The sequence below is a fragment of the Streptomyces sp. NBC_00236 genome (assembly GCF_036195045.1).
Classification (GTDB): domain Bacteria; phylum Actinomycetota; class Actinomycetes; order Streptomycetales; family Streptomycetaceae; genus Streptomyces.
The window spans coordinates 297,264-311,642 of record NZ_CP108100.1 but is presented as its reverse complement, the minus strand read 5'-3'; the positions used below and the strand labels follow the sequence as shown (position 1 = coordinate 311,642).

Here is a 14,379-nt window from a genome sequence, read left to right as displayed (position 1 = left end):
CTCCGTCTCCCCGGGCGATGCTGCGAGCCGGAGCCTTCCACGGCCCCGTTCACGGCGCGTGCCGCCCCGTCAGGAAACGGCGTCGGGCGAGATCTCCTGCTCGGTCCACAGGGCCTTCCCGTCGACGCCGTACCGGGTGCCCCAGTGGGTGGCGAGCTGGGAGACGATGAACAGGCCGCGGCCGCCCTCGTCGACGGTGCGGGCGTGACGCAGATGCGGGGCCACCGGGCTCGTGTCGTGGACCTCGCAGGTGAGGGTGCGGTCCAGCAGGAGCCGCAGATGCAGGGGCGGGGTTCCGTAGCGGACCGCGTTGGTGATCAGCTCGCTCACGATCAGCTCGGTCGCCTCGATCGTCTCCTCACCGAGGTTCCAGCCTTCGAGCCGGTCGCGGACCAGGGTCCGGGCCATGGCGGGCGTGGTCCGGTCGTGCGCCAGCTCCCAGGTGGCGACCCGGTCGGGCGGGACGACGCCCGTCCGGGCGAGCAGCAGGGCGGCACCATCCGGGTGTACCTCGGCGGGGATGTTGTAGACGACGGCGTCGCACAGCTCCTGCAGAGGGCGGTCCGGATAGGCGAGCGCGTCCTGGACCCTGGTCACGGACCGGTCGTCGGAGAGCAGGGCACCGGTGAAGAACGCCAGCACACTGCCCTCGGCGAGTTCGACCGTCGCGGTGGCGAACGGGGCACTGTCGTCCGAGAACAGAGATGGCCCCTCGGGCACGTCGAGGGCGATCGGGCGGCCGTCCGGATCGACGGCGACCGGCGCCGGATGCCCCGCCCGCGCGACCGTGCAGGTCCGGGAGAAGGGGTCGTAGACGGCGTACATGCACGTCGCCGTCAGCGGCTGGCGGTGCAGCGAGTCACCCGGCGGGAGCGACCGGCGCTCCCGGGCGAGGCGGTCGGCCGTGTCGTTGAGGCGGGCCAGAACCTCGTCGGGATCCAGGTCGAGACCGGCCAGGGCGTGCAGCGCGGTCCGCAGTTGCCCCATGGTGATGGCGGTCTGGAGTCCGTGCCCGGCCACGTTCCCGATGATCAGCGCGGTCCGGGCGCCGGACAGCCCGATGGTGTCGAACCAGCAGCCGCTGTTGCGCCCCGGGAGCAGCACATGCGCGGTCTCGACGGCGATCCGGGCGCCGTTGTACTGCGGCAGCAGTCTGCGCTGGACCGTCGAGGCGATCACATGGTCGCGCGCATAGCGCCGCGAGGTCTCGATGCTCAGCGCCGTATGGGCGGCTGCCGTCAGGACGAAGGTGAGGTCCCTCTCTTCGAACGGCTCCGAGCCGGGGCAGCGGTACATGCTCACGAGGCCGAGGAAGGCCCCGTGCAGTTTCAGCGGAGCCACGATCAGGGAGTGGGCGCCGATCGCCCTGACCTGGTGCCCGGCGACCGGGTCCGAGTCCAGCCACGGGGTGTCCGGGCCGAGCTGGACGAGCCGGGGCCGCAGATCGTTGGCGGCGAGTGCGTACGGCGTGCCCGCGGGCAACTGCCGGGTCATGCCCACCGGGGTGTCCCCGCCGGTCCCCAGCTGCGCCGCGCGGCGCAGAGGGACATCGGAACGCAACGGGCTGAGCGGTGCGCTCGAACCGCGCAGTACGTCGTCCACCACCTCGACCACGGCGAAGTCCGCGAACCGGGGCACGAGTGCTCTCACGAACCCTTCGCAGATCGCTTCCATGTCGAGGGAGTGCCCTACATTCCTGCGGACGGCGGCCAGGGCGTCCACCCGCTCGCGCGACTTCTCCCGTTCGGTGACGTCGACGACGGCCGCCAGCAGTCCGAGCGGCCGGCCGGAGGGGTCGTCGAGGCGGTGGACCGTGACCGTCAGGCTGCGGTCGGGCCCGGGCGCGCCCATGAGCTGCCCGCGGATCCCATGGTTCAGGACCGGCACGCCGCTCTCCAGTACACCGCGCAGCAGTTCCTCCGACTCCTCGGGGGCATCGAGCCGGTACGCCTCGGTGAAGTGCAGTCCCACGATCCGCTCGGGCGAGACCGCGTCGGACAGGGAGTTGACCCGTTCCACGCGCAAGTCCGTGTCCAGCACGTGCAGTCCCACCGCGGACTGGCTGAACAGAGTGTCCAGGAGGGCGTCCGTCATCCCAACGGCCGAGGGCGTCCCCGGGACCGGTGCACCGGTGTCCGGCACGTCGCACCCCCATCTGGCTCCGCCGCCCCTGCGAATCGGCAGCTCTGCCGACAGCCTGCGGATACCCCGCCGGGCCCGCCACCGCACTGCGGCAGACGGGTGAAGCCGGACCGCCGCGCACATCCGGTGCGCCCCGACGGCAACCTTTCCGGGCCCTGCGGTGACTGAGGGGTACCCGACACCCCCACTCCGGAAGGCACGTACCGTGGCTCCTGAGCATCCCCGATCCCCCCGCGGCCGCCGCACCCGTACCCTGATCGGCGCCTTCACCGCAGGCGTGCTGGCCGCCGCCGGACTGATCGTCACCGGTCAGACCTCGCACGCCGCGACCGCGCGCCAGGCGGAGGCGCTGGACCGCGGCGTCGTCAGCGTCCACACCGACGCCGGCAACCTGATCAGCTGGCGCTGGCTGGCCACCGACGCCGACGACGTGTCCTTCAACGTCTACCGCGCCGGTACGAAGGTCAACGCCTCACCGGTCACCGGCTCGACGAACTACTTCCACGCCGGGGCCCCCAACTCGGCCGACTACACGGTGCGGGCGGTCGTCGGCGGCGTCGAGCAGAGCGACTCCGTGCACGCGATCCAGTTCCGCAGCGGCTACAAGGACGTGCCCATCAGCCCGCCCGCCGGCGGCACGACCCCCGACGGCGTCGCCTACACCTACGAGGCCAACGACGCCTCGGTCGGTGATCTCGACGGCGACGGCGCACTCGACTTCGTACTGAAGTGGCAGCCCACCAACGCCAAGGACAACTCCCAGTCCGGCTACACGGGCAACACGATCGTCGACGGCATCAAGCTCGACGGCACCCGGCTGTGGCGCGTCGACCTGGGCCGCAACATCCGCTCCGGCGCTCACTACACCCAGTTCCAGGTGTACGACTACGACGGTGACGGCAGGGCCGAGGTCGCGATGAAGACCGCCGACGGCAGCGTCGACGGCAGGGGAACAGTGATCGGCAGCGCGTCGGCCGACCACCGCAACTCCTCCGGCTACATCCTGTCCGGACCCGAGTACCTGACCATGTTCAACGGGCAGACGGGCGCCGCCATGGGCACCGTCGACTACGTCCCCGCGCGTGGCACCGTCTCCTCGTGGGGCGACAGCTACGGCAACCGCGTCGACCGCTTCCTGGCCGGCACCGCCTACCTCGACGGAGCCCGGCCCTCGCTGATCATGGCCCGCGGCTACTACACCCGCACGGTGATCGCCGCCTGGGACTGGCGGGGCGGGGCGTTCACCCGGCGCTGGACCTTCGACACCAACAGCTCCACCAACTCGGGCAAGGGATACGACGGCCAGGGCAACCACCAGCTGTCCGTCGCCGACGTGGACGCGGACGGCAAGGACGAGATCGTCTACGGAGCCATGGCCGTCGACGACAACGGCAACGCCCTGTGGACGACGAAGAACGGCCACGGCGACGCCATGCACGTCGGGGACCTGGACCCGTCCCGATCCGGACTCGAGGAGTTCAAGGTCGACGAGGACAGCTCGAAACCCTCGTCATGGATGGCTGACGCCAGGACCGGCCAGATCATCTGGTCGACGCCCGCCGCCGGCGACAACGGACGAGGCGTCAGCGACGACATCTGGTCCGGCAGCGCCGGCGCCGAGTCCTGGTCGTCGGCGGTCGACGGGGTACGCAACCCCAAGGGCGCCGTCGTCGCGAGCCGCAAGCCCTCCAGCGCCAACTTCCTGTCCTGGTGGGACGGCGACACCACCCGGGAACTCCTCGACGGTACCCACATCGACAAGTACGGCACCTCAGGCGACACCAGGCAGCTGACCGGGGCGTCGGTCCACTCCAACAACGGCACCAAGGCCACCCCCGCGATCTCGGGCGACCTGTTCGGCGACTGGCGCGAGGAAGTGGTCTGGGCGACGACGAACAACACCGCACTGCGCATCTACTCCACGCCGTACGAGACCGGCACGAAGATCACCACGCTGCTCCACGACACCACCTACCGCACGGCCCTGGCCTGGCAGAACACGGCGTACAACCAGCCCCCGCACCCGGGCTTCTTCATCGGCAGCGGGATGGCGACGGCGCCGCGGCCCACCGTGTCGACGCCCTGAGGAACGTCCTGGGCGCATGAGACGGCGGCTGCCGCGTACGGGTGCTCGGTGCCCTGCCGTTCCTGGCCGGCGGGGCTCGATGCGCGCCCGAGGGCGGGCCGTCTCCTGACCGGGAGGACCCGTGCCCTACGCCGCCCCGTCCGCCGTCCCGTCACCGGACGCCGGCGGGGCGGGCGGTGGGGCGTCGGACTCCCCGGTCTGCGGAGCCGCGGGCTCCGGGGCCGACTCCGAGGTCGGCGGGGGCTCCTCGGAAGTCGGCGGCGGTGACGGGGGCGGCTCCTCGGACGAAGGGGGCGGCGGGGGCGGCTCCGTCGACTCACCGGGCTCCGTCGGGGGTGACGACGGCTTCCCGGACGACGGGGCACGTGAGGAGGGATCCGACGGGCAGGGCTCGGCCGAACCGCCGCCGGACCGTGGCGGACACCGCGAGGAGTCCGATTCGGCGGGCGGACCGGTCTTCTTGTCGCCGGCACCCGTGTCGCCCGCGTCCCGCTCGAACCAGCCCTCGGTTTCGGGGTCGAACATGACGAACACGTTCACCGGCTGTGCGGCGGGTTCCACCACCACGACCTCTCCGGCCCGGTAGCCCGGCCACGCCTCGCCCTTCTGCTGCGGGTTTCCCCTCAGCGCGACCGGTGGCAACAGCGGGTTGCCGCAGGCGCACCGGACCCTGGGCACTCCGCGGTCGTCGATCAGTACCGCGGTGCCGGCCTGGAGGACCGCCTGGTAGCTCGTGGCGGAGCCGTTCTCGTAGCCGTGGTTGGTCACGCGGGTGTCGAGCCGCAACCGGACCGGAGTGAGGGCGCGCAGATAGGCCGGGACGCCCGACGGGGCGATGCCCTCGACCGAGGCGAAGGCCTTGTTCTTGGCCGGCTGGTCCGCAAGGGCGGTGATCTGCTTCTCCACGTCGCAGGAGGAGACCTTGCGGGTCCCGCCGTACAGGCCGGGGGCCGCACCGTCCACGCCCTGGGTGACGTTGGACCGGGCACGGGAGGCGCTCGCCACCGGACTCGGTACGGCGGTGGGCGTCGCGTCCCCGGCGCTGCTGCGTGCGGTCGAACCGGTGAACGGATCGGGGCCGGTCGATCCCGCCGCCTGGAGGAACACCTCCCCGCCCGCCTGGTCCGATCCGTCCGGCCGGGTGAGGACCACGGTCAGCACCACCGCCGCCACCAGGGCGACGGCGATCGTCGCCACCTTCGGCACCGACCGCCACCAAGGGGTACGCGGGGCGTTGCCCGGGCCCTGCGGGGTCTCGCCCGGGCCACCCGGACCGCCGGGACCGGGGGGTCCGTCATGGCCGCCGCCGGAGGGCGGACCCGCAGGCGGGCCGGACGGACGCTCGGGAGGCGGCGGGACGGGCCCCTCCTGCGAAGGACCCGAAAGCGGTCCCGACGGCGGCCCCGTGGGGCGGCCGGACGACGGCGGCTGGTCACTCACGGTTCTTCTTTCCCACGCCAGGATCGTTACCGAATTCTTCAGGTATCAGCCATTGTGTGCCCGCTCACCGCGCGACCCGCAAGCCGACGCGGTCGGCCCACCCGAGGGGCGGAGCGCCTGGCGCCTGCCTAGCGTGGGCCCGTGAGCACACAGGGATCGGACGGCCGGGACCGTACGGGAACGCGGTCTGCGCACGGCTGGGGCGACGCCTTCCTGACCGTCCTCGCCGGGCTGCTGGTCATGGGCGTCACCGCCGCCCTCGGCCTGTGGGCTGCGGGCGCCGCGGAACTGCCCGGCGGTTCCTTCCCCCGTGTGGTCGCTGCCGTGGTCGTCATGGCGGCGGGCGGATCGGTCGCCCTGTCGGGGAACGCGGGGGAACTCGCCAGGACGCACGCGGACATCTCGGTGCTGCCACTCTCGGTCACCCTCGTCGGCGCGCTCGTCCTCGCCGCCGGATTCCTTCGCCCGCTGCGTCACCGGGCCGTCGCCACCACCCGCGAACTCGCCGGATGGGCCGGCCGGATCGCCGCGCTGTGGCTCCTGGTGCTCATCGCGCTGTCCCTCCTGGCCCGGCAGACCTTCGAGGTTCCGGCGGCCGATCCGACGGGCGGCGTCATCGGCGACGTGCTCGACGCCTCGCCGCGGGTCGGGTTCCGCGCCGAGATCCCGCTCACCCTGGTCCTCGGCCTGCTCTGGCTGGCCGGCGTCCTCGTCCTGGCCCTGCTCGTCGCGAGCGGCGCGCCGCTCCCCGCACGGCTGGTGCGTTTCCAGGAAACGGTGCGCCCGGCCGCGTACGCGACGGTGGCACTGTTGCTCGCGTACGTGCTGGTGGGCCTGGTCATCGCGCTCGTCGTCGTGGTGACCCGCGGGCATCCCGCCGAGACGTTCGCGGTGATCCTGCTCGGACTGCCCAACCTCGTCTGGCTGGTGTTCACCCTGGGCCTCGGGGCGTCCTGGGAAGGCAAGGTGGACGGGCCGTTCGGACTGCCGATGCCGCAGGTACTGGACTCCGTCCTGCGGACACCGGACCTCTCCACGCTGAACGTCTCCACGCTCGCCGAGCAGGACGGCCGCGTCTGGTGGTGCGTCGTCGCCGCCGCGCTGTTCACCCTGGCGGCCGCGTTCCTGATGGCCACGCGTTCACCGGCCCGGACGCGTCCATGGCAGCACGCCGTGCACATGGCGGTGGCCCTCGGCCTCACCGTGCTCGCCGTGTGCCTGCTCGTCCGGATCTCGGCTCACTACGGTCTGTCCCTCCTCGGCCTCGGCGACCTCGGCGGCGGGCTGGGCGGCGAGGTGCTGTTGCGACCGCGGCTGTGGGGCGCGCTCGGGATCGCCGTGCTGTGGGGGCTCGTCACCGGCTTCCTCGGCGGGCTGCTCGCCGTCCGCGTCCACCGGCGCGGTGAGGTGGATCCGGAGAGCGCTTAGGGCCTCTCGCCGCCGAACACCGGCAACGCCCACCGCGGCGGGGCGGGCGGCGGCTCGGGCCCCGACTGCCAGGTGCCGACCCTCCGGTCCACCTGCGTCGGCGGATGGCCGTCCCTCACCCCGCCCCCCACCTCGCCCCGCGCCGCGGCACGCAGCGCGGCCACGAACTGGAGGCACGAGTCGTAGCGGTCGTCCGGGCTCTTGGACAGGGCCTTCGCCAGCACCCCGTCGATGGCCGCCGGCAGATCGGGGCGCAGCCCCGTCAGCGCCGGCGGCGGATCGAACTGATGGGCCCACAACAGCGCCATGTCGTCGTCGCGCTGGAACGGCGGGGCGCCGGCCATCGTCTCGTGCACGACACACGCGAGGCTGTAGACGTCGCAGCGCCCGTCCACCGGACGGCCCGAGATCTGTTCGGGCGCCACGTAGTCGAGCGTTCCGACGAACTGGCCCACGGAGGTGAACCCCGTCAGCGACAGCGACTTCTTCGTGAGGCCGAAGTCCGTCAGGTACACGTGCTCCGGATGGTCGCTGTCCGTGCCGGCCGCGACCAGGATGTTGCCCGGCTTGACGTCCCGGTGCACTAGATCGTGATCGTGAGCGGCATCGAGGGCGGACGCCACCTGGGCGGCGATCCGGACCGCGGTGCCCAGCGGGAGCGGCCCCTGCCGGTCGATGAGGGCGCGCAGATCCTGGCCGGCGACGTAGCGCATGGCGATGTAGAGGATGCCCTCGGTCTCACCCGCCTCGAAGACCGGGACGATGTGCGGGTGGTCGATCGCGGCGGCCACCCGCGACTCATGGGTGAAGCGCTTGCGGAAGGTGTCGTTGCGGGCGAGTTCCGGGGCGAGCAGTTTGAGGGCGACCGTGCGGTCCAGGCGCAGATCCTTGGCCCGGTAGACGACGGCCATCCCACCGCGCCCGATCTCGCCCTCCACCAGGTAGTCGGCGATCTGCCGGCCGATCAGGTCGGAGGGCCGCCCGGTGGGCAGCGCGGGATCGCCGGAAGGGCCGGTGGCGGGGGCCATCACCCGTCACCCGGCCGGGTCCGCGGATGCGTGCCGGGGTCGACGAGCCGGGTCGCTTCCGCACCGGAGCCGTCCGCCGGGGCGCTGCTCGGCCGGCCGGGGCCGGACCGCGCCGCGTAGGTGGTCAGCCGGGTCCCGTCCGTGTACACCCAGCGTTCGTGCTCCGCGTCGAACAGCCACACGGCCTCGCCGTCGACGACCACTCCGGCCCGCAGCCCCTGGGTGCGTCGGCGGAAGGTCTCGCCGTCGATACGGCCCTCGACGAGTTCCTCGGATGCCCGGCGGAAGCGGTCCAGCGACTCCTGGACGCGGGCGAGCAGCGGCCGGGGGTCCGCCGTGCGGGCCATCGGCTGTCCGGCCTGCGGCGGGTCGTGCGGTACGGAGACGAGCAGCCGGCCGTCGACCCAGGCGGACCAGCCGTTGGCGCACAGGACCTGGCCCCAGTCGCCGCGCCGGTCGAGCAGCTGCACGGGAAGCAGCGGGTCCAGGGGCTCGGCCGGCCGGGACACGTCGGGCGCCTCCCAGGCGGGCAGCCCGTCCTGGGGGACGACATGGGTGGGGCGGAAGTCCTCGGTCTCCATGGGCCGCTCCTACTTCCGCATGATGGCGGGCTCGTGCCGGCGCAGGAGCCGGGCCACCGCGAATCCGAAGACGACGGAGAGCACCACCAGCATCCCCATGTCGAGGAGCCAGATGCCGGCGGAGTGCTCGAACAGGGGGTCCGCGGTCAGCTTCCCGGGCACGATCCTCGACAGGCCGACCGTCCCCGCCATGGCGCCCAGCGCCCAGCGGGAGGGGATCAGCCAGGACAACTGCTCGATACCGGGCACACCGTGCAGCTTCAGCAGCGCGCCGCAGAAGACGACCTGGACGATCGCGAGGAGCACCAGGAGGGGCATGGTGACCTCCTCCTTGCGTACCAGCGCGGACACCAGCAGGCCGAGCATCATCGCGGTGAAGGACAACAGCGCCACCGTCAGGGTGATTTCGGCCAGAGGTGGCAGCAGCACCCCCTTCCCGCCCGGGGCGTTGAGATCGACGCCCACGAGACCGACCAGGGTCAGCACGACGGCCTGGAGCACCGTGATGGTGCCCAGCACCACGACCTTGGACATCAGATACGCGGATCTGGACAGGCCGACGGCTCTCTCGCGCTGGTAGATCACCCGTTCCTTGACCAGTTCCCGGACCGCGTTGGCGGCGCCGGTCAGGACGCCGCCGACACACAGGATGAGCAGGGCGTTCATCGCCGTCTCCTGGGTCAGCCTGCTTCCGGCCAGGGCCCGTGTCATGGCGCCCATCACGAACGGCAGCGCGATCATGATGACGAGGAACGTCCGGTCGGCGCCGAGCGCGGCCGCGTACCGCCGTACGAGGGTCCGCAGTTGCGCACCCCAGCTGCGGGTCTTCGGAGGCGGGGCGACCTCCGCGGCCGCGGCGTGCGGCAGGCGGGGCTGGGAGCTGGCGTTGGCGATGTACTGGCGGTGGAAGGGGGAGGCGGCGAACTCCTCGGCCCAGGGACGGTCGCGGTCGTTCTCGAACGCCTCGAACGCCTCCGGCCACTCGGCGAATCCGAAGAAGGCCAGCGCGTCCCCGGGCGGACCGTAGTAGGCGATCTTCCCGCCGGGCGCGAGGACCAGCAGCCGGTCGCACACGTCCAGGCTCAGGACGCTGTGCGTGACGACGATGACCGTGCGGCCGTCGTCGGCGAGCCCGCGCAACATGTGCATGACCGAACGGTCCATGCCGGGGTCGAGGCCCGACGTCGGCTCGTCGAGGAAGAGCAGCGACGGCTTCGTCAGCAGCTCCAGGGCCACGCTCACCCGTTTGCGCTGGCCCCCGGAGAGACTGTGGATCGGCTGGCCCGCGCGCTGTTCGAGCCCGAGCTCGCGCACCACCTCGGTGACGCGTTCCTGGCGCTCGGACTTGGCGGTGTCCTGCGGGAAACGGAGCTCGGCCGCGTAACCGAGCGCTCTGCGTACGGTCAACTGGGCGTGCAGGATGTCGTCCTGCGGCACCAGGCCGATGCGCTGGCGCAGTTCGGCGTAGTCGTGGTAAAGATCGCGGCCGTCGTAGAGGACGGTCCCCTCGTCGGCCGGGCGCAGTCCGGTCAGGGCGTTCAGGAGCGTGGACTTGCCCGCGCCGCTGGGCCCCACCACCCCCAGGAGACACTTCTGGCCGACCGGGAAGGCCACGTGGTCGAGCAGCGTCTTGCGTCCCCTGTCGACGGTGACCGCCAGGTCCTGGACGTCGAGCGACACCTCACCGGTGTCGACGAACTCCTGCAGCGTGTCCCCGACCAGGCAGAAGGCGGAGTGGCCGATGCCGACGATGTCTCCGGGGGAGACGGGAGCGCGGTCGGCCGGCTGACCGTTGAGGAAGGTTCCGTTGTGCGATCCGAGGTCGACGATCTCGTACGTGCCGTCCGTATGGGCCAGCAACTCGGCGTGGCGGCGGGAGACGCTCAGGTCGTCGACGACCAGGTCGTTCCCGGATCCGCGGCCGATCCGGACGGTGCGGGACGGCAGCGGCCGTACGGTGGTCGGCTGCCGGAACGTGCCGGTCGCGGCGGGCACGGAGACGGCGGACGGGCGGTCCGGCGCGGGCATGGGCGCCGGTGCGGGCCGGACCTTCAGTACGGCCCGCGGCCCGTCCTCCGGATGGCCGAAGCGGATGAGGGTGCCGGGGCCGACATCCGATGCGTGGATCCGCCGGCCACCGGTGTAGGTGCCGTTCGTGCTGCCCTCGTCCTCGATCGACCAGTGGCCGTCCGGCGCCCTGAGCACCGCGTGGTGCCACGAGACCCGGACGTCGTCGATCACGATGTCGCTCAAGGGGTCGCGTCCGACGTGGTACTCCCGGCCCGGACTCATCACCGTGGGTCCTGCATCGGTTTCGAGTACGAGTTCGGGTGCAGTCGGTGCGGCCGGCGGCTCTCCCATGCCCGAATTCTATCGACCGGTACGGTTATGTGCCCGACCAGTCGGCGGTGTGCGGGGCGTGCGGGCAAGGAGCCGCACCGTCTCCCTCCGCACCGGCCCGTGCGGAGGGAGACGGTTTCCGTCAGGCGTCCAGGGCTGCGGAGACGACGGCCTTCGCCTCCTCCTGGACACGGGCGAGGTGCTCCGTGCCGTGGAAGGACTCCGCGTAGATCTTGTAGACGTCCTCCGTGCCCGAGGGGCGCGCCGCGAACCAGGCGTTCTCCGTCGTCACCTTGATGCCGCCGATCGCGGCCCCGTTGCCCGGCGCCGAGGTGAGGACGGCGGTGACCGGGTCGCCCGCCAGGGTGTCGGCGCTGACCTGCTCGGGGGAGAGGCGTGCCAGTACGGCCTTCTGATCGCGGTCCGCGGGGGCGTCGATCCGGGCGTAGGCAGGCTCACCGAAGCGGGTGGTCAGCGCCCGGTAGTGCTGGGACGGCGAATCGCCCGTCACCGCGAGGATCTCGGAGGCGAGCAGGGCCAGCAGGATGCCGTCCTTGTCCGTCGTCCACACCGATCCGTCGCGGCGCAGGAACGAGGCCCCGGCCGACTCCTCGCCACCGAAGCCGAGCGACCCGTCGGCCAGACCGTCCACGAACCACTTGAAGCCGACCGGCACCTCGACCAGCCGCCGGCCGAGATCGGCGGCGACCCGGTCGATCATGCCGGACGAGACGAGGGTCTTGCCGATGCCCGCGCCCGCCGGCCACTGGTCCCGGTGCGTGTAGAGGTAGTTGATGGCCACGGCGAGGTAGTGGTTCGGGTTCATCAGCCCCGCGTCCGGGGTGACGATGCCGTGCCGGTCGGCGTCGGCGTCGTTGCCGGTGGAGATCTGGAAACGGTCGCGCTGCCCGATCAGCGAGGCCATCGCGTACGGCGAGGAGCAGTCCATCCGGATCTTGCCGTCCCAGTCCAGCGTCATGAAGCGCCAGGTGGGATCGGTGAGCGGATTGACGACGGTCAGGTCGAGCCGGTGCTGCTCGGCGATGCGGCCCCAGTACGCGACCGACGCGCCGCCCAGCGGGTCGGCTCCGATCCGTACGCCGGCCGCGCGCACCGCGTCCAGGTCGAGCACGGACGGCAGGTCCGCCGCATAGCTGCCCAGGAAGTCGTAGGTACCGGTCGAAGGCGCCGCCAGCGCCCGGACGTACGGCATGCGGCGGACGTCCTTGAGGCCGCCGGCGATGATCTCGTTGGCCCGCTCCTGGATCCAGCCGGTCGCCTCCGACCCGGCCGGGCCGCCGTTCGGCGGGTTGTACTTGAACCCGCCGTCGCCCGGCGGGTTGTGCGAGGGCGTCACCACCACCCCGTCGGCGAGGTGGGAGGTGCGGCCCCGGTTGTACGTGAGGATGGCGTGCGAGACCGCGGGGGTCGGTGTGTAGCCGTCGGCGGCGTCGATGAGCACGGTCACGTCGTTCGCGGCGAACACCTCGATGGCGGTCACCCGCGCGGGTTCCGACAGCGCGTGGGTGTCGGCCCCGAGGAAGAGCGGCCCGTCCGTGCCCCGCTGTGCCCGGTACTCACTGATCGCCTGGCTCGTCGCCGCGATGTGGTCCTCGTTGAACGCGGTGGCCGTCGACGACCCGCGATGCCCCGAGGTGCCGAAGGCGACCCGCTGCCCCGGTTCGGCGGGATCGGGGTGCAGCGTGTAGTACGCCGTCACCAGCCGCGCCACATCGGTCAGGTCTTCCGGGCGTGCCTGCTGCCCGGCTCGTGTCTGCGGCATCTGCCACTCCTCCGTATCGGTCGTTCCGTGCGATCTGCCCGCCCCGTCATTTTCGCCGCTCGCCCTCACGGGCGGGCGGCTGCCCCGCCGCGCGGACCGCCACCGCCGCCGCGTAGCCGGCAGGGACCCCGACGTCGGTGACCGTCCACCCCGCGGGGCCCGGCCGGGGGCGGGGACCGGTGCCCACGTGTTCGGCCGCGAGGCCGTCGGCCAGGCCGATGCCCTCACCCTTCAGATAGGCCTCCTTGCGGGTCCACACCCGGGCGAAGGCGGCGGGGCGCTGCTCCTCGGGAAGCTCCGCCAGTTCGCGGGACTCCGCCGGATGCAGTTGACCCGCTATCTCGGACACGGTTTCGGGCTTCGGGACGAGCTCGACATCCGCTCCCACGGGCGTGTCCGCGAACGCCAGCAAGGCCACCCCGCGGGTGTGCGAAAGGGAGAAGTGCACACCGCCGTCGGTCGCGGGACGGCCGTGCGGGCCACCGCAGGACGGACACGGCTCCCGGGTGAGGCGTACGGCGTCGGGAGTGACGCCCAGCCGCGCCCCGAGCAGCAGGCGCAGGGCCACGTGCGCGGCGACGTAGCACCTGCGGTCGGCCGGGACGACCAGGCGTGCGGCCCTGTCGAGTTCGCCGGCGTCCAGGATCCCCGGCGCGAGCAGCTGCGCCTGCCCGCTCTGCCGTTCCGCGTCCACCAGCCACAGCGCGGGCGAGCCGGGCGGGAAGTGGGGGGCGGGGATCCGGTGGCCGTCCTCGGGGAACGCGAACAGGTTGGGCTGGTACACCGTTGGGTCGATTCCTTCGCCGGGGCGGGCGCCGTGAGGACGTGTCACGGCGGAGCGGTCACCGATATCCTATGGAGATCCGGACAGGGGTGGACGTACGTTCGATCACAGGGTGGCCGGTTCACCCCGTCCGCGAGCCGCGGCGGACTCCCGGGTCGCCCGGCCCCTCAGGACAGGAGACCACGGATGTCGTCGGACAGCCCCCCGCACCCGGACGCGGCACTGCTGCGGGAGGCGCGGGTCGAGGACGCCGACCGCCTCACCCGCCTCTTCCTGGATTCGCGTGCCGCGGCCATGCCCTACCTGCCCAGGGTGCACAGTGACGAGGCGACACTTGGCTGGATGACCCATGTCGTCCTGCACGGCACGGACGTCTGGGTGGCCGAGGTCCGGGAGGGCGGGGGAGCGGCAGAGCCGGTCGGCTTCGTCTCGGTCGACGGTGATGAGCTGGAACACCTCTATCTGCGACCCGACATGCTGCGCCGGGGGATCGGCACCCTGCTGCTGGCGAAGGCGAGGGAGTGCAGCCCGCAGGGGCTCGCCCTGTACACCTTCCAGCGCAACTCCGGTGCGCGGGCCTTCTACGAGCGCCATGGATTCACCTCCGTCGGGTTCGACGACGGCAGCCGCAACGAGGAGAACGAGCCGGACGTCAGATACCGCTGGAGCCCGGCGGGCTGACGGGTGTGCACGACCGATGGCGAGGAGCGGGGTCCGGGGGTACGGGCCCCGCTCGTCGTGGAGGAGTGCCCGAACAGACCGGTCGG

Annotated in this window: 10 protein-coding genes; 3 read left to right on the top strand and 7 right to left on the bottom strand. The window is 72.2% G+C overall.

Going from position 1 to position 14,379, the window contains the following annotated elements:
* Positions 1 to 69 precede the first annotated feature (69 nt).
* On the bottom strand, positions 70 to 2,142 hold the full coding sequence (locus OG446_RS01415) for a SpoIIE family protein phosphatase (protein ID WP_389257058.1): 2,073 nt from the start codon (positions 2,140 to 2,142) through the stop codon (positions 70 to 72).
* A 205-nt stretch (positions 2,143 to 2,347) separates the two neighbouring features.
* On the opposite strand from OG446_RS01415, the gene OG446_RS01410 reads away from it, so the two are divergent.
* Positions 2,348 to 4,228, top strand: a complete 1,881-nt coding sequence (locus OG446_RS01410) for a rhamnogalacturonan lyase (protein ID WP_328892260.1) — start codon at positions 2,348 to 2,350, stop codon at positions 4,226 to 4,228.
* Positions 4,229 to 4,354: 126 nt separating this feature from the next.
* On the opposite strand, the gene OG446_RS01405 is transcribed toward OG446_RS01410, so the two are convergent.
* Positions 4,355 to 5,668 (bottom strand): DUF6777 domain-containing protein, encoded by a 1,314-nt coding sequence (locus OG446_RS01405; protein WP_328892259.1) that lies wholly within the window; start codon positions 5,666 to 5,668, stop codon positions 4,355 to 4,357.
* 141 nt (positions 5,669 to 5,809) lie between these two features.
* On the opposite strand from OG446_RS01405, the gene OG446_RS01400 reads away from it, so the two are divergent.
* Positions 5,810 to 7,096, top strand: coding sequence for a streptophobe family protein (locus tag OG446_RS01400; RefSeq protein ID WP_328892258.1), 1,287 nt, complete (start codon positions 5,810 to 5,812; stop codon positions 7,094 to 7,096).
* On the opposite strand, the gene OG446_RS01395 is transcribed toward OG446_RS01400, so the two are convergent.
* From OG446_RS01395 to OG446_RS01375, 5 genes are all read right to left on the bottom strand, one after another.
* A complete protein-coding gene (locus OG446_RS01395) occupies positions 7,093 to 8,124 on the bottom strand; it encodes a serine/threonine-protein kinase (protein WP_328892257.1) in 1,032 nt (343 codons plus the stop codon). The two genes, OG446_RS01400 and OG446_RS01395, sit on opposite strands and share 4 nt — an antisense overlap.
* Complete coding sequence (locus tag OG446_RS01390; RefSeq protein WP_328892256.1) at positions 8,124 to 8,705, bottom strand: hypothetical protein; 582 nt, start codon at positions 8,703 to 8,705, stop codon at positions 8,124 to 8,126. The genes OG446_RS01395 and OG446_RS01390 overlap by 1 nt, the downstream gene beginning before the upstream one ends.
* Before the next feature lie 9 nt (positions 8,706 to 8,714).
* Positions 8,715 to 11,066, bottom strand: coding sequence for an FHA domain-containing protein (locus OG446_RS01385; protein ID WP_328892255.1), 2,352 nt, complete (start codon positions 11,064 to 11,066; stop codon positions 8,715 to 8,717).
* 121 nt (positions 11,067 to 11,187) lie between these two features.
* Positions 11,188 to 12,828 carry a phosphoglucomutase (alpha-D-glucose-1,6-bisphosphate-dependent) gene (gene pgm, locus OG446_RS01380; protein ID WP_328892254.1) on the bottom strand — a complete coding sequence of 547 codons (1,641 nt, stop codon included), beginning with the start codon at positions 12,826 to 12,828 and terminating at the stop codon, positions 11,188 to 11,190.
* A gap of 46 nt (positions 12,829 to 12,874) precedes the next feature.
* Positions 12,875 to 13,612: a 4'-phosphopantetheinyl transferase family protein gene (locus tag OG446_RS01375; RefSeq protein WP_328892253.1), complete on the bottom strand. Its 738-nt coding sequence runs from the start codon at positions 13,610 to 13,612 to the stop codon at positions 12,875 to 12,877.
* Positions 13,613 to 13,798: 186 nt separating this feature from the next.
* Here OG446_RS01375 and OG446_RS01370 point away from each other — a divergent pair, with 186 nt between their 5' ends.
* Positions 13,799 to 14,293, top strand: coding sequence for a GNAT family N-acetyltransferase (locus OG446_RS01370; RefSeq protein ID WP_328892252.1), 495 nt, complete (start codon positions 13,799 to 13,801; stop codon positions 14,291 to 14,293).
* Positions 14,294 to 14,379: the final 86 nt, after the last annotated feature.

Bases quoted from the DNA above. Each gene is read 5' to 3' on its own strand.
- OG446_RS01395 (WP_328892257.1), bottom strand. From the start codon at position 8,124: ATGGCCCCCGCCACCGGCCCTTCCGGCGATCCCGCGCTGCCCACCGGG.
- OG446_RS01390 (WP_328892256.1), bottom strand. From the start codon at position 8,705: ATGGAGACCGAGGACTTCCGCCCCACCCATGTCGTCCCCCAGGACGGG.
- OG446_RS01385 (WP_328892255.1), bottom strand. From the start codon at position 11,066: ATGGGAGAGCCGCCGGCCGCACCGACTGCACCCGAACTCGTACTCGAA.
- pgm (WP_328892254.1), bottom strand. From the start codon at position 12,828: ATGCCGCAGACACGAGCCGGGCAGCAGGCACGCCCGGAAGACCTGACC.
- OG446_RS01370 (WP_328892252.1), top strand. From the start codon at position 13,799: ATGTCGTCGGACAGCCCCCCGCACCCGGACGCGGCACTGCTGCGGGAG.